Origin of the sequence: Klebsiella sp. ME-303 (genome assembly GCF_007910085.1) — a bacterium.
In the GTDB taxonomy this organism is placed as follows: Bacteria; Pseudomonadota; Gammaproteobacteria; order Enterobacterales; family Enterobacteriaceae; genus Klebsiella; species Klebsiella michiganensis.
The window spans coordinates 16,404-31,559 of record NZ_VOJB01000104.1 but is presented as its reverse complement, the minus strand read 5'-3'; the positions used below and the strand labels follow the sequence as shown (position 1 = coordinate 31,559).

The 15,156-nt window shown below is 56.2% G+C and carries 10 protein-coding genes; 3 read left to right on the top strand and 7 right to left on the bottom strand.

Going from position 1 to position 15,156, the window contains the following annotated elements; all coding sequences use genetic code 11:
- The first annotated feature begins 4 nt into the window (after positions 1 to 4).
- On the top strand, positions 5 to 1,072 hold the full coding sequence (glpQ, locus tag FQK12_RS25905) for a glycerophosphodiester phosphodiesterase (protein WP_014230221.1): 1,068 nt from the start codon (positions 5 to 7) through the stop codon (positions 1,070 to 1,072).
- Positions 1,073 to 1,076: 4 nt separating this feature from the next.
- Here glpQ and FQK12_RS25900 read toward each other — a convergent pair whose 3' ends face one another.
- The 6 genes from FQK12_RS25900 to ubiG form a co-directional block, all read right to left on the bottom strand.
- Positions 1,077 to 2,033 carry a LysR family transcriptional regulator gene (locus FQK12_RS25900; protein WP_014230220.1) on the bottom strand — a complete coding sequence of 319 codons (957 nt, stop codon included), beginning with the start codon at positions 2,031 to 2,033 and terminating at the stop codon, positions 1,077 to 1,079.
- 44 nt (positions 2,034 to 2,077) lie between these two features.
- Positions 2,078 to 3,622, bottom strand: a complete 1,545-nt coding sequence (locus FQK12_RS25895) for a GMC family oxidoreductase (protein ID WP_014230219.1) — start codon at positions 3,620 to 3,622, stop codon at positions 2,078 to 2,080.
- Between the two features lie 192 nt (positions 3,623 to 3,814).
- Positions 3,815 to 4,069 carry a class I ribonucleotide reductase maintenance protein YfaE gene (gene yfaE / locus FQK12_RS25890; protein ID WP_004104002.1) on the bottom strand — a complete coding sequence of 85 codons (255 nt, stop codon included), beginning with the start codon at positions 4,067 to 4,069 and terminating at the stop codon, positions 3,815 to 3,817.
- Positions 4,069 to 5,199 carry a class Ia ribonucleoside-diphosphate reductase subunit beta gene (gene nrdB, locus FQK12_RS25885; protein ID WP_004852757.1) on the bottom strand — a complete coding sequence of 377 codons (1,131 nt, stop codon included), beginning with the start codon at positions 5,197 to 5,199 and terminating at the stop codon, positions 4,069 to 4,071. Before nrdB ends, yfaE begins: the two co-directional genes overlap by 1 nt.
- A gap of 103 nt (positions 5,200 to 5,302) precedes the next feature.
- Positions 5,303 to 7,588 carry a class 1a ribonucleoside-diphosphate reductase subunit alpha gene (gene nrdA, locus FQK12_RS25880; protein WP_014230218.1) on the bottom strand — a complete coding sequence of 762 codons (2,286 nt, stop codon included), beginning with the start codon at positions 7,586 to 7,588 and terminating at the stop codon, positions 5,303 to 5,305.
- A gap of 344 nt (positions 7,589 to 7,932) precedes the next feature.
- Positions 7,933 to 8,661 carry a bifunctional 2-polyprenyl-6-hydroxyphenol methylase/3-demethylubiquinol 3-O-methyltransferase UbiG gene (ubiG, locus tag FQK12_RS25875; protein ID WP_014230217.1) on the bottom strand — a complete coding sequence of 243 codons (729 nt, stop codon included), beginning with the start codon at positions 8,659 to 8,661 and terminating at the stop codon, positions 7,933 to 7,935.
- 185 nt (positions 8,662 to 8,846) lie between these two features.
- Between ubiG and gyrA the strand changes: the two genes are divergently transcribed.
- The gene (gene gyrA / locus FQK12_RS25870; protein WP_004852752.1) at positions 8,847 to 11,480 is read left to right on the top strand and encodes a DNA topoisomerase (ATP-hydrolyzing) subunit A; all 2,634 of its coding nucleotides are present in this window, start codon (positions 8,847 to 8,849) and stop codon (positions 11,478 to 11,480) included.
- 130 nt (positions 11,481 to 11,610) lie between these two features.
- Positions 11,611 to 14,457 carry a two-component system sensor histidine kinase RcsC gene (gene rcsC, locus FQK12_RS25865; RefSeq protein WP_014230216.1) on the top strand — a complete coding sequence of 949 codons (2,847 nt, stop codon included), beginning with the start codon at positions 11,611 to 11,613 and terminating at the stop codon, positions 14,455 to 14,457.
- 44 nt (positions 14,458 to 14,501) lie between these two features.
- On the opposite strand, the gene rcsB is transcribed toward rcsC, so the two are convergent.
- Positions 14,502 to 15,152 (bottom strand): response regulator transcription factor RcsB, encoded by a 651-nt coding sequence (gene rcsB / locus FQK12_RS25860; protein WP_004103995.1) that lies wholly within the window; start codon positions 15,150 to 15,152, stop codon positions 14,502 to 14,504.
- Between the last annotated feature and the right edge of the window lie 4 nt (positions 15,153 to 15,156).

Genomic DNA, 15,156 nt, shown 5'->3' with positions numbered 1-15,156 from the left:
GGCGATGAAAAGCACATTAACCACCCTGATGAGCGGAATGCTGCTGGCTGCGACGGCGCTCTCTTTCAGCGCCGTCGCGGGGGAGAAAATCGTTATCGCCCACCGCGGCGCCAGCGGCTATCTGCCGGAACATACCCTGCCGGCGAAAGCGATGGCCTACGCGCAGGGGGCGGACTACCTCGAGCAAGACCTGGTGATGACTAAAGACGACCGGCTGGTGGTGCTGCATGACCACTATCTGGATCGGGTGACCGACGTGGCCCAGCGTTTCCCGCAGCGGGCGCGTCAAGATGGCCGCTTCTACGCCATCGACTTTACCCTCGCCGAGATAAAGTCGCTGAAGTTTACCGAAGGGTTTGAGCCGAAAGATGGCAAGAACGTGCAAACTTATCCGGGCCGTTTCCCGATGGGTAAATCTGATTTCCGTATTCATACCTTTGAAGAGGAGATTGAGTTTGTGCAGGGGCTGAACCATTCGACCGGCAAAAACATCGGCATCTACCCGGAGATCAAAGCGCCGTGGTTCCACCATCAGGAAGGCAAGGATATTGCCGCCAGCACGCTGAACGTGCTGAAGAAATATGGCTACACCGGCAAGCAGGATAAGGTTTATCTGCAGTGCTTTGACGCCAACGAGCTCAAGCGCATCAAGCAGGAGCTGGAGCCGAAAATGGGGATGGATCTCAATCTGGTGCAGCTTATCGCCTATACCGACTGGAATGAGACCCAGCAGCGGCAGGCCGACGGCAAGTGGGTGAACTACAGCTATGACTGGATGTTCAAACCGGGGGCGATGGCGCAGATCGCGCAGTACGCTGACGGCATTGGCCCGGACTACCATATGCTGGTGGCGGAAGGCTCGACGCCGGGTCACGTGAAGCTGACGGCGATGGTGAAAGAAGCCCATGCCAGCAAGCTGCAGGTGCATCCGTATACGGTCCGCGCGGATCAGCTGCCAGCGTATGCAGCGGACGTGGAGCAGCTTTACGACGTCCTGTATAACCAGGCGGACGTGGACGGGTTGTTTACGGATTTCCCGGATAAGGCGGTGAAGTTCCTCAATAAAAAGTAAGCCATTAATCAGGGGCGCTTGCGCCCCTGTTGCAGAGGGGCAGCAGCCCGGCCAGTCGTAGCTGTTTTTCCCACTCTGGCTCTGGCCCCAGCTTTTCCGCAACCTCGTTGACCAGCGCCTGAATCACTGGCGAGGCGCGACGCGTCTGGCGATACAGCGCCACAATGTTGCCACCCTCCGGCTGCCAGTCGGGTAAAATAATTTTTAGCTCTCCCCGCACGATCGCTTCAGCGCCTAAAAATAGCGGCATGACCACAATCCCAAGCCCCATTCTGGCGGCCTCCAGCAGGCTGAAGGCGTTATCCGAACGCAGACGATTTTTGACCCGCCAGGTCTGGCGCTGCCCGTTATGCAGCAACTGCCAGCAGCCCCCCGGCGCGCGATGGGTATATAGCAGCCCGTCATGCTGCTCCAGTTCAACAGGATGCAAAGGCGTGCCCCGTTGCGACAGATAGTCCGGGCTGGCGCAGAGCCAGGTCAGGTTGCGCGCCAGCGTTCGGGCGATGAGCGTTGAGTCCGGGACGAGGCCGAGGCGGATGGCGATATCAAAGTCGGGCTGGTGCATATTGATCTGCCGGTCCTCCGTCGCGATATCGAGAGACAACCCCGGATGGTCGCGGATAAAACCGGCCAGAATTGTCGATAGATGAGTGGTCATAAACGTATGCGAGGTGGCAATCCGCAGCCCGCCCCGAAGCTCGCTGCGTGACGGGGCCACCGCCTCTTCTGCCAGCGTGACTTCGTCAAGCAGCCGTACGCACTCCTGATAAAATAGCAGGCCCGCCTCCGTGAGGCTAAGCCGTGGCCCGCGCTCCAGTAAGCTGGCGCCAAGCCGTTTCTCCAGCATCTTGACGCGCTGGCTGACTACCGATTTTGATGTCCCCAATTTTGCCGCCGCGCCGACAAAGCTCAGAGACTCAACAACCGAAATAAACGTGCTCATTTCCACGAACTTGTTCACACAGGCGCTCCTTTTTCGGGTCTTGCGGTTGACTATGCCTCGTTCTATGCGCCAGAAAAACGGCTGGCGAGATATTCTGCCGCCATGATCGCATCCGGATTGGTCGCCTGAGAGGGAACGTCCGGGAACAGCGAGGCATCGACGACAAACAGCCCGGCAATACCGAAAACTTTCCCGCAGGCGTCCACGACGGCGATGGGATCGCTTTCGTTCCCCATTGGCGCAGTCGCGCTGAGGTGCAGGTTACTTTTCACCGTCTTACGCTGTTCTTCTGCTATCTGCTGGTCTGTTTCTGCCAGTGTACCGCCTTTTACCATCGGGACTTCGCCAATCACCAGCGCCTGTAGCGGACCTTCCTGCACCAGCGCCCGGGATAATTTCACCGCTTCGACCATTCGCGTGACGTCGCGCTCGTCACCCAGTAAATTGAGATCGATACGGGGGCCGAGCAGCGGGTTGCGGCTCGCCAAAGTCAGACGCCCGCGGGCAAAGGGGCGCGCCACGGTGAAAAAGAGCTGGAAACCCGCACCATGTGGAAATAGTTCAGGATCGACGAAGTGGTTATTGCTGATATAGAGATCCAGTTCGTTGGCTGCCGCCAGCGAAGATTGCGTCCAGAGCGTTGTGCCTATAGGGGGATAACTGGCATGCTTAGCGGACGTTGCCAGCATGATCCCGTTCACGGGTTGTTCCTGCAAGTTGCGCCCAACGGGGAGATCCTGTTTCACCGTGATCTCCAGATGGCGTAAATCGTCCGCAGGGCCAATGCCGGAGCGCAACAGAATCGCTGGCGTACCGGCCGCGCCGGCGCACAGGAATACGTTGTCGGTAGCGATCTGTGTTCCGTCCGCCAGCTGTATGCCGTTCACGCGCGAACCTTCAATCAACGCTTTATCCACGACCGTCATGCCGACAATCGACAGATTCTTGCGCGCGCGAACGTCTGCCGTCAGGTAGACCATGGCGGTATTTTGCCGGATGCCGTTGACAACATTGACCGGGTAGACCGCGACGCCGTGCTGCTGCGCGCCGTTGATATCGTCAACGGCGGCGAAGCCGTGAGCGCGGCAAGCATGATAAAACGCCTGGCTTGCCGGGCTGAGCGTTTCCAGCGCCGGTAACCGCACCGGAACCGGGCCGTGGCGACCATGCCAGCGATCGTCGCCATAGTCGGCGTTTTCAAGCCGTTTGAACCAGGGTAAAACCTTATCGAACGACCAGTCGCTCAGGCCGCGCTTGACCCAACGGTCAAAATCAGATTTGGGGGCGCGAACAAACGCGCCGGCATTGATCGTTGACCCGCCGCCAAGTACTTTTGCCCGCAGATGACCGGCCGTGTGATCGGTTCCCGTTGCTACCCCGCGCTCCCAGACGTAATCGCCGCCACCAACAGAGTGGCTGTGCGCCAGCTCGTCCGGCCAGGCATCAGGGGCGAAAACGGGGCCACCTTCCAGCAGCGCTACCTGGCAATCGGGGTTCTCACTCAGACGTGCGGCGAGTACCGCACCCGCCGAACCTCCACCGACCACGATGACGTCGTATGCTTTTTTCAGTCCGTTGGCGCAGTTTTCCTCTTTGACGGAAGCCATTTTTTATCTCCTCATGAATGTCGTGACGCAGAGCATCAGCCAGCGTTGCTGCGATCATTGCTGATGGCTTTATCCGGTGGCTTATACAGGTAGAGTAGGCGGAGTGGGGGGAGGTGAACAGGGATAGGAAGACGAACCCAGGGTTCGTAAAAAACGAACCCTATAAAGAATGGGAATGCGTTTCAGGCTGGCTTACATTTCGATTTCGATATCGCCTTTTGCCCGGCAGCAGCAGGGCAAAATCTCTCCCGGCTGGACAAACGCCAGCGGCTCGGTGAGCCAGTCAACCTGACCGGAAACCAGACGCAGACGACACGATCCGCAGTATCCTTCGCGGCACTGATACTCCACGTCGATATTGTGCGATTCCAGGGCCGCCAGCAGGGAGGGATGTTCATCCTGACACTCAAGGCGAGTGTCAGAAATCTTCAAGAAAATGCGTTTCATCAGAGCTGGAAGTTGCTCAGATCGTCAGCGTCGACTTCGGAATCGATCTGCCCGACCAGATAAGAGCTGACTTCCACTTCCTGCGGCGCGACCTGCACGTTATCGGACACCAGCCAGGTGTTGATCCACGGGATCGGGTTGGAGCGGGTCTGGAACGGCAGATCGAGACCTACCGCCTGCATGCGGATGTTGGTAATGTACTCAACGTACTGGCAGAGAATATCTTTGTTCAGGCCGATCATCGAACCGTCGCGGAACAGATAATCCGCCCACTCTTTTTCCTGCTGCGCCGCCTGCACGAACAGGTCGTAGCACGCCTGTTTGCACTCTTCGGCGATTGAAGCCATCTCCGGATCGTCGACGCCGGAACGCAGCAGATTCAGCATGTGCTGAGTGCCGGTCAGGTGCAGCGCTTCGTCGCGAGCGATCAGGCGGATAATCTTGGCGTTACCTTCCATCAGCTTGCGCTCGGCAAAGGCGAAAGAGCAGGCGAAGCTGACGTAAAAACGGATGGCTTCCAGCGCATTCACGCTCATCAGGCACAGGTAGAGTTTCTTTTTCAGCTCGCGCAGGTTCACGGTAATGGTTTTACCGTTCACGCTGTGGGTGCCTTCGCCCAGCAGATGCCAGTAGCTGGTCAGCTCAATCAATTCATCGTAATAGCTGGAAATGCCTTCCGCGCGTTTCTGAATCTGCTCGTTGGTGACGATATCGTCAAATACCATCGCCGGATCGTTAACGATATTGCGGATGATATGGGTGTAGGAGCGCGAATGGATGGTCTCCGAGAACGCCCAGGTTTCCACCCAGGTTTCCAGCTCCGGAATTGAAATCAGCGGCAGCAGGGCGACGTTCGGGCTGCGGCCCTGGATGGAGTCCAGCAGCGTCTGATATTTCAGGTTGCTGATAAAAATGTGTTTTTCGTGTTCCGGCAGCGCCTGATAGTCGATACGGTCGCGGGAAACGTCAACTTCTTCCGGACGCCAGAAGAAGGAGAGCTGCTTTTCAATCAGCTTTTCGAAGATGTCATATTTTTGCTGATCGTAGCGGGCGACGTTCACCGGCTGACCGAAGAACATCGGCTCTTTGAGCTGGTCATTTTTCGTCTGTGAAAAGGTGGTGTATGCCATGAGTGGGGATCCTGTCCTGGAATTATACGCCGGGCGGCGCTTCGCTAACCCGACCTACATTAGACCGTAGGCCCGGCAGGCAACGCGCCGCCGGGCAATATTATCAAATCTTACATGCGCCGCTTTCGCAGCCGTCGTCCTGGATGGACGGCGCCAGGTCATCCTGGGCATCTTCCGCGCCATCGCGCGTGTTGTGATAGTACAGCGTTTTGACGCCGAACTTATAGGCATTGAGCAAGTCTTTCAGCAACTGCTGCATCGGCACTTTGCCAGACGGGAAGCGCGTCGGATCGTAGTTGGTGTTAGCAGAAATCGACTGGTCGATAAACTTCTGCATAATACCGACCAGCTGCAAGTAACCGTCGTTGTTCGGCATTTCCCACAGCAGCTCGTAGCCGTTCTGCAGTTTTTCGTAATCCGGCACCACCTGGCGCAGGATACCGTCTTTCGACGCTTTGATGCTGACGTGACCGCGCGGCGGCTCAATGCCGTTGGTGGCGTTGGAGATCTGCGAAGAGGTCTCGGACGGCATCAGCGCGGAGAGCGTGGAGTTACGCAGACCGTGCGTTTTGATCGACTCGCGAAGCTGCTCCCAGTCGTAATGCAGGGATTCGCTGACGATAGCGTCCAGGTCTTTTTTGTAGGTATCGATCGGCAGAATGCCTTTCGCATAGGTGGTTTCGTTAAACCACGGGCACGCGCCTTGCTCGATAGCCAGCTCGTTAGAGGCTTTCAGCAGGTAGTACTGAATCGCTTCGAACGTTTTATGCGTCAGGTTGTTAGCGCTGCCGTCAGAGTAGCGTTTACCGTGTTTCGCCAGATAGTAGGCAAAGTTAATCACCCCAATACCCAGCGTACGACGGCCCATCGCGCCGCGTTTGGCCGCCGGGATCGGGTAGTCCTGGTAATCCAGCAGGGCATCCAGCGCGCGAACGGCCAGCACCGCCAGCTCTTCCAGCTCATCAAGGCTATCGATAACGCCGAGGTTGAAAGCGGACAGGGTACACAGCGCAATTTCACCGTTTTCGTCGTTCACATCTTCCAGCGGCTTGGTTGGCAGGGCGATTTCCAGGCACAGGTTGGACTGGCGCACCGGCGCGACAACCGGGTTAAACGGGCTGTGGGTGTTGCAGTGGTCCACGTTCTGGATGTAGATACGGCCGGTGGAGGCGCGTTCCTGCATCATCAGCGAGAACAGTTCTACCGCTTTAATGCGCTGCTTGCGGATGCTGTCGTCCTGCTCGTATTGGGTGTACAGGCGCTCGAACTCGTCCTGGTCGGCGAAGAACGCATCGTACAGGCCCGGGACGTCGGACGGGCTGAACAGGGTGATATCGCCGCCTTTCAGCAGACGGGTGTACATCAGCTTGTTGATCTGTACGCCGTAGTCCATGTGACGAACGCGGTTGGCGTCGGTACCGCGGTTGTTTTTCAGCACCAGCAGGCTTTCGACTTCCAGATGCCACATCGGGTAGAAGAGGGTCGCCGCACCGCCGCGGACGCCGCCCTGGGAGCAGGATTTCACCGCCGTCTGGAAGTGCTTATAGAACGGGATACAGCCGGTATGGAAAGCTTCACCGCCGCGAATCGGGCTACCCAGCGCGCGGATGCGGCCGGCGTTGATGCCGATACCGGCGCGCTGAGAGACGTATTTCACAATGGCGCTGGAGGTGGCGTTAATAGAATCCAGGCTGTCGCCGCACTCGATCAGTACGCAGGAGCTGAACTGACGGGTCGGGGTACGCACGCCGGACATAATCGGCGTCGGCAGCGAGATTTTGAACGTCGACACCGCGTCATAGAAACGCTTGATGTAGTTCAGACGCGTCTCGCGCGGGTAGTTGGAGAACAGGCAGGCGGCAACCAGAATGTACAGGAACTGGGCGCTTTCATAGATCTCACCGGTGACGCGGTTCTGCACCAGATATTTGCCTTCGAGCTGCTTAACCGCAGCGTAGGAGAAGGTCATATCGCGCTCGTGCTCGATGAACGAGTCCATCTGCTTGAACTCTTCTTCCGTGTAGTCTTCCAGCAGATGAGTATCGTATTTGCCGTTTTTCACCATTTTCGACACGTGGTCGAACAGCGCTGGCGGCTCAAACTGGCCGTAGGCTTTTTTACGCAGGTGGAAAATCGCCAGACGGGCGGCGAGATACTGGTAATCCGGCGCCTCGCGGGAGATAAGGTCCGCGGCGGCTTTGATAATGGTTTCGTGAATGTCGGCGGTTTTGATGCCGTCATAGAACTGAATGTGGGAACGCAGTTCTACCTGGGAGATGGATACGTTATTCAGCCCTTCTGCCGCCCAATCCAGCACGCGGTGGATTTTATCGAGATTGATGCGCTCGGTGCTACCGTCACGCTTTGTCACCAGCAGACTCTGATTCATGTGGATTATACCTGTCCGTGAAAGAAAATATCCCCCACTTATCCACAGAACGCCGTTGTGACTAACTCTGTGGATAAATACTATATGTAGGGGGTGGTCGATAAAAGAAACGCTATATGGTGAGTATTCTAGTAAGGATTCTTTTGAGTACAAGAGTTGATTTTGACGTTAAATTGAGGTTGCGGAAGGGTAATAATCGCCAAGTCCACGCCACATAAGGCCTGGAGAAGATGTCAATAAATCAGAAAAAAAAATGAAAATTTGATCGAGTGCTGATTTCTTCATCGGAAGAAAAAATCACGCGGCTTGATGCCGCGCAATCATCATAGGAAATACAGCTGACGTTATGCTTTTTTCGCCGTTGTATGCAACATATAGTTAACATCCACCCCTGGCGCCAGCTTGAAGGTATTGGTCAACGGATTGTAATGAAGACCGGTAATATGCTGCTCTTTCAGAATTGTCTCATCTACCCAGCCGATCAGCTCCGCGGGCTTGATGAATTTCTTCACGTCGTGGGTTCCCTTCGGCACCATTTTCATGATGTATTCGGCGCCGACGACCGCCATCAGCCACGCTTTACCGTTGCGGTTAATGGTTGAGAAGAACACCTGACCGCCAGGTTTGACCAGCCGCGCGCACGCGTGGACGACCGACTGCGGATCCGGGACGTGCTCCAGCATCTCCATGCAGGTAACGACGTCGTACTCTCCGGCGTGCTTCGCCGCGTGCTCTTCAACGGTTTCCTGGACATATTCGACCTGAATGCCGCTCTCCAGGGCGTGCAGTTTCGCCACCTGTAGCGGTTCGAAGCCCATATCCAGACCGGTCACCGCTGCGCCTTCCCGGGCCATGCTTTCCGCCAGGATGCCGCCGCCGCAGCCGACATCAAGTACTTTTTTGCCAAACAGGCCGCCGGAGCGCTCCGCGATATAGCCGAGGCGTAGAGGATTGATGCGATGTAACGGCTTGAATTCGCCCTCTAAATCCCACCAGCGCGAGGCGACGGCTTCAAATTTAGCGATTTCATTATGATCAACATTGTGGGCCACCGACGGTTTTTCGGCATTCATGGGCGCTTTTACTCCTGTTCAGTTCAGACCCGCGAGTATATCAGGCCTCAGGGATGAATAAACCGTCTATCCCTGTCGCCTTTCGCCGCGCGAAAATCATTGGGTATAGGTTTACCCGTATCACCGCGGCTGTGTTATAATTTGCGACCTTTGAATCCGGGATACAGTAGAGGGATAGCGGTTAGATGAGCGACCTTGCGAGAGAAATTACACCGGTCAACATTGAGGAAGAGCTGAAGAGCTCCTATCTGGATTATGCGATGTCGGTCATTGTTGGCCGTGCGCTGCCGGATGTCCGAGATGGCCTGAAGCCGGTACACCGTCGCGTACTATACGCCATGAACGTATTGGGCAATGACTGGAACAAAGCCTATAAAAAATCTGCCCGTGTCGTTGGTGACGTAATCGGTAAATACCACCCTCATGGTGATACTGCCGTGTATGACACCATTGTACGTATGGCGCAGCCATTCTCCCTGCGCTATATGCTGGTAGATGGCCAGGGTAACTTTGGTTCGGTCGACGGCGACTCCGCCGCAGCGATGCGTTATACGGAAATCCGTATGTCGAAGATCGCCCATGAGCTGATGGCCGACCTCGAAAAAGAGACGGTGGATTTCGTCGATAACTATGACGGCACGGAAAAGATCCCTGACGTTATGCCGACCAAAATCCCGAACCTGTTAGTCAACGGTTCGTCAGGTATCGCGGTAGGTATGGCGACCAATATTCCGCCGCACAACCTCACCGAAGTGATCAACGGCTGTCTGGCCTACGTTGAAAATGAAGACATCAGCATTGAAGGGCTGATGGAACACATCCCAGGTCCGGACTTCCCGACCGCCGCGATCATCAACGGTCGCCGCGGCATTGAAGAGGCCTATCGTACCGGTCGCGGTAAAGTGTACATTCGCGCGCGCGCGGAAGTGGAAGCTGACGCGAAAACCGGCCGCGAAACCATCATCGTGCATGAAATTCCGTATCAGGTGAACAAAGCGCGCCTGATTGAGAAAATCGCCGAGCTGGTCAAAGACAAACGCGTCGAAGGCATCAGCGCGCTGCGCGACGAGTCCGATAAAGACGGTATGCGCATCGTGATTGAAGTGAAGCGCGATGCGGTGGGTGAGGTGGTGCTGAACAACCTCTATTCGCAGACCCAGCTCCAGGTCTCCTTCGGTATTAACATGGTTGCTCTGCACCATGGTCAGCCGAAGATCATGAACCTGAAAGAAATTATTGCCGCGTTCGTGCGCCATCGCCGCGAAGTGGTGACCCGTCGTACGATTTTTGAACTGCGTAAAGCCCGCGATCGCGCGCACATCCTCGAAGCGCTGGCGATTGCCCTGGCCAACATCGATCCGATTATCGAACTGATTCGCCGCGCGCCGACCCCGGCGGAAGCGAAGGCTGCCTTAATCGCCCGTTCATGGGATCTGGGCAACGTTTCCGCGATGCTGGAACGCGCCGGCGATGACGCCGCCCGTCCGGAATGGCTGGAGCCCGAGTTCGGCGTACGCGACGGCCAGTACTACCTGACTGAACAGCAGGCGCAGGCGATTCTGGATCTGCGTTTGCAGAAGCTGACCGGCCTTGAGCATGAAAAACTGCTCGATGAATACAAAGAGCTGCTGGAACAGATCGCGGAACTGCTGCACATTCTGGGCAGCGCCGATCGCCTGATGGAAGTTATCCGCGAAGAGCTGGAGCTGGTCCGTGAACAGTTCGGCGACGCGCGTCGTACCGAGATCACCGCGAACAGCGCGGATATCAACATTGAAGACCTGATCAACCAGGAAGATGTTGTCGTGACCCTTTCGCATCAGGGCTACGTGAAGTATCAGCCGCTGACCGACTACGAAGCCCAGCGTCGTGGCGGTAAAGGTAAATCTGCGGCGCGTATCAAAGAAGAAGACTTCATCGACCGCCTGCTGGTGGCCAACACCCACGATACGATCCTCTGCTTCTCCAGCCGCGGTCGTCTCTACTGGATGAAGGTTTATCAGCTGCCGGAAGCCAGCCGCGGCGCGCGCGGCCGTCCGATCGTCAACCTGCTGCCGCTGGAAGCCAACGAGCGTATTACCGCGATCCTGCCGGTCCGCGAATACGAAGAGGGCGTGAACGTCTTTATGGCGACCGCCAGCGGTACCGTGAAGAAAACGGCGCTGACTGAATTCAGCCGTCCGCGTTCCGCCGGTATTATCGCGGTTAACCTCAACGAAGGCGACGAGCTGATTGGCGTCGATCTGACCTCCGGTCAGGACGAAGTCATGCTGTTCTCCGCCGCCGGTAAAGTGGTGCGCTTTAAAGAGGACGCCGTCCGCGCGATGGGCCGTACCGCCACAGGCGTGCGCGGCATCAAGCTGGCCGGCGAGGACAAAGTGGTTTCTCTGATCGTTCCGCGCGGTGAAGGTGCGATCCTGACCGTTACGCAGAATGGCTACGGTAAACGTACCGCAGCTGAAGAGTATCCTACTAAGTCGCGTGCGACCCAGGGCGTTATCTCAATCAAAGTGACCGAACGCAACGGTTCCGTTGTGGGCGCGGTGCAGGTTGATGACTGCGACCAGATTATGATGATCACCGACGCGGGCACGCTGGTACGAACCCGCGTATCTGAAGTGAGCATTGTCGGTCGTAACACTCAGGGCGTGATCCTGATTCGTACTGCGGAAGATGAAAACGTGGTCGGCCTGCAGCGCGTGGCTGAGCCGGTTGATGACGAAGAGCTGGATGCCATCGACGGCAGCGCGGCGGAAGGCGACGAAGATATCGCGCCGGAAGCGGATACTGACGATGACATCGCCGAAGACGAAGAGTAATTCTCTGCGGTAATTGTCTGAAAGGGTCGGGGCTCTCCCCGGCCCTTTTTGTTTTCCCGTTGCGGGACCGTTGTTTTATCGTTACCTTAACGCCATTCTGTTGAGCCCCTGACGGCCGAGCATCGCCACATTGAAATATCTAGCTTCTTTCCATAACACGTTAAAGGTTTCACGCTATCTGTTCAGAGCGCTGGCGATACTGCTGTGGGTGCTGGTCGCTTTTGTTTCGGTGTTTTACATCGTCAATGCGTTGCACGATCGCGAATCGGAAATTCGCCAGGAATTTAACCTCAATGCCGATCAGGCGCAGCGCTACATACAGCGTACGGCCGATGTGATCAAAGAGCTGAAATACGTTGCCGGCAACCGGCCGATGGACGGTAGCGAAGGCGGCGATACGCCGGTGCAGCGCGGTGATATTACGATCCCTGATTTTGAACCGCTCTACCCGGATTCCGACTGCGCGCTGATGAGTACGACCTGGCGTAACTCGCTGCAGTCACTGGCGTGGTTTATGCGCTACTGGCGCGACAATTTCTCAACGGCCTACGACCTCAATCGTATTTTTATGATTGGTAGCGACAATCTGTGTATGGCCAACTTCGGCCTGCGCGATATTCCGCTGGAGCGGGACCAGGCGTTAAAAGTGCTGCATCAGCGCATTGAGCAGTATCGCGACGCGCCGCAAAACGAGCGCGGTAACAATCTGTTCTGGATAAGCCAGGGCGTGCGTCCGGGCGTTGGCTATTTCTATGCGCTGACCCCAATCTATGTGGCGAATCGCCTGCAGGCCATGCTTGGCGTAGAGCAAACCATCCGCATGGAAAGCTTCTTTACCCCAGGCAGTTTGCCGATGAACGTGACGATTCTCGACGATAGCGGACAGACGCTGATCTCGCTTGCCGGGTCGGATAGCAATATTAAACCGGATGCGAAGTGGATGCAGGAGCGTCTGTGGTTCGGCTATACCGCCGGTTTTCGCGAGCTGGCGATGAAAAAAAGCCTGCCGCCGTCATCGTTGAGCATTGTCTATTCGGTGCCGGTGGATCAGGTACTGGAACGCATCCGGATGCTGATACTGAACGCCGTGGTGCTCAATCTGCTTACCGGCGGGCTCCTTTTTGCGCTTGCCCGCATGTATGAACGGCGGATTTTTATTCCGGCTGAAAACGACGCCCAGCGCCTCGAAGAGCACGAGCAGTTCAACCGAAAAATCGTTGCCTCCGCGCCGGTGGGGATCTGTATTTTACGTACGATCGACGGCACCAATATCCTGAGTAACGAGCTGGCGCATAACTATCTCAATATGCTAACCCATGAGGATCGGCAGCGGCTGACGCAAATTATCTGCGGCCAGCAGGTGAACTTCGTCGATGTGCTGACCAGCAACAATACCAATCTGCAAATCAGCTTTGTCCACTCGCGCTACCGTAACGAGAACGTGGCGATTTGCGTGCTGGTGGATGTCTCTGCGCGCGTCAAAATGGAAGAGTCGCTGCAGGAGATGGCCCAGGCCGCCGAGCAGGCCAGCCAGTCGAAATCGATGTTCCTTGCCACCGTCAGCCACGAACTGCGAACGCCGCTGTACGGGATTATCGGTAACCTCGATTTATTGCAGACCAAAGAGCTACCGAAGGGCGTCGATCGTCTGGTGACGGCGATGAACAACTCTTCCAGCCTGCTGCTGAAAATTATTAGCGACATCCTCGATTTCTCGAAAATTGAGTCCGAACAGCTCAAAATTGAGCCGCGGGAGTTTTCGCCGCGCGAGGTCATGAACCATATTTCCGCCAACTATCTGCCGCTGGTGGTGCGGAAACATCTCGGGCTGTACTGCTTTATTGAACCTGACGTACCGCAGCTGATGTCCGGCGATCCGATGCGCCTGCAGCAGGTTATTTCAAACCTGCTGAGTAACGCGATTAAGTTTACCGATACCGGCTGCATTATCCTGCACGTAGAGCGGGCGGAGGATTATCTGCGCATCAGCGTACGCGATACCGGGGAAGGGATCCCGGCGAAAGAGGTCGTACGCCTGTTTGACCCGTTCTTCCAGGTGGGGACCGGCGTGCAGCGCAATTTCCAGGGGACCGGACTCGGTCTGGCGATTTGTGAAAAGCTTATCAGCATGATGGATGGCGATATTGCCGTTGAAACCGAGCCTGGTATGGGCAGCCGCTTCACTATTCGTATCCCGCTTTATGGCGTACAAAATACGCCGTCGCCGAATATTGATGGCCTGGCGGAAAAATGCTGCTGGCTGGCGATTGATAACAGCTCGCTGGCGCTGTTCGTCGAGCAGTTGCTGAAATACCACGGTATTCCGGTCCGTCATTTTGCCGGGCAAGCGCCGGGCGCGGAGGATATTCTGTTGACCGATAGCGAGACGCGTAACGCCTGGGACGGCTGCGCGATGGTGATCTTCTCTCGTCGGCATATCGGTATTCCGCAGGAGCGGGCGCCCGGCGAGTGGCTGCATAGCGTGGCCACGCCGCACGAGCTGCTGCCGCTGCTGGCCCGCATCTTCCATATTGCCATGGCCAGTACGGAAAACGGCCCTGCGCTATCCGCGGCGGATGCGCAAACCGCCAGCAATGATGACATGATGATTCTGGTGGTGGACGATCATCCGATTAACCGACGTCTGCTGGCCGATCAGCTGGGATCGCTGGGCTATCAGTGCGTGACGGCAAATGACGGGGTCGATGCGCTGAATGTCCTGAGCAAGCAGCATATTGATATCGTGCTCAGCGACGTCAACATGCCGAATATGGATGGTTATCGCCTGACCCAGCGCATTCGCCAGCTAGGGCTTACGCTGCCGGTTATTGGGGTGACCGCCAACGCGCTGGCGGAGGAGAAGCAGCGCTGCCTGGAGTCCGGTATGGACAGCTGCCTTTCAAAACCGGTCACTCTGGATATTATCAAGCAGACGCTGACGGTCTACGCCGCGCGGGTACGTAAGGGCAGGGAATAAAAGATGTTTCCCGGATAGCGCCGCGCTATCCGGGAAGAGAGACGTTAGTCTTTGTCCGTTGAGCTCAGGGAAACGGAAGAGAGGTAGTTGAGCAGGGCGATATCGTTTTCCACGCCGAGCTTCATCATCGCCGATTTTTTCTGGCTACTGATGGTTTTGATACTGCGGTTGAGCTTTTTGGCTATCTCGGTGACCAGGAAGCCTTCGGCGAACAGACGCAGTACTTCACTCTCTTTGGGCGACAAACGTTTGTCGCCGTAACCGCCGGCGCTGATTTTTTCCAGCAGGCGCGAAACGCTTTCCGGGGTGAATTTTTTGCCTTTTTGCAGCGCGGCGAGCGCCTTAGGCAGATCGGTCGGCGCACCCTGTTTCAGGACGATCCCTTCGATGTCCAGATCGAGAACCGCGCTCAGGATCGCCGGGTTGTTGTTCATTGTCAGTACAATGATTGACAGGTCCGGGAAATGACGCTTGATGTATTTAATAAGCGTAATGCCATCGCCGTATTTATCACCGGGCATCGATAAATCGGTAATCAGGACGTGTGCGTCCAGTTTAGGCAGATTGTTAATTAATGCGGTGGAGTCTTCAAACTCGCCAACAACGTTCACCCACTCAATTTGTTCAAGTGACTTACGAATACCGAACAGTACGATCGGATGGTCATCGGCAATAATTACGTTCATATTGTTCATGTAT

What these genes read in the sequence shown, in the direction of transcription:
- gyrA (WP_004852752.1), top strand. Translation starts at nt 8,847, where the DNA reads ATGAGCGACCTTGCGAGAGAAATTACACCGGTCAACATTGAGGAAGAG.
- nrdA (WP_014230218.1), bottom strand. Translation starts at nt 7,588, where the DNA reads ATGAATCAGAGTCTGCTGGTGACAAAGCGTGACGGTAGCACCGAGCGC.
- ubiG (WP_014230217.1), bottom strand. Translation starts at nt 8,661, where the DNA reads ATGAATGCCGAAAAACCGTCGGTGGCCCACAATGTTGATCATAATGAA.
- FQK12_RS25895 (WP_014230219.1), bottom strand. Translation starts at nt 3,622, where the DNA reads ATGGCTTCCGTCAAAGAGGAAAACTGCGCCAACGGACTGAAAAAAGCA.
- rcsB (WP_004103995.1), bottom strand. Translation starts at nt 15,152, where the DNA reads ATGAACAATATGAACGTAATTATTGCCGATGACCATCCGATCGTACTG.
- nrdB (WP_004852757.1), bottom strand. Translation starts at nt 5,199, where the DNA reads ATGGCATACACCACCTTTTCACAGACGAAAAATGACCAGCTCAAAGAG.
- yfaE (WP_004104002.1), bottom strand. Translation starts at nt 4,069, where the DNA reads ATGAAACGCATTTTCTTGAAGATTTCTGACACTCGCCTTGAGTGTCAG.
- glpQ (WP_014230221.1), top strand. Translation starts at nt 5, where the DNA reads ATGAAAAGCACATTAACCACCCTGATGAGCGGAATGCTGCTGGCTGCG.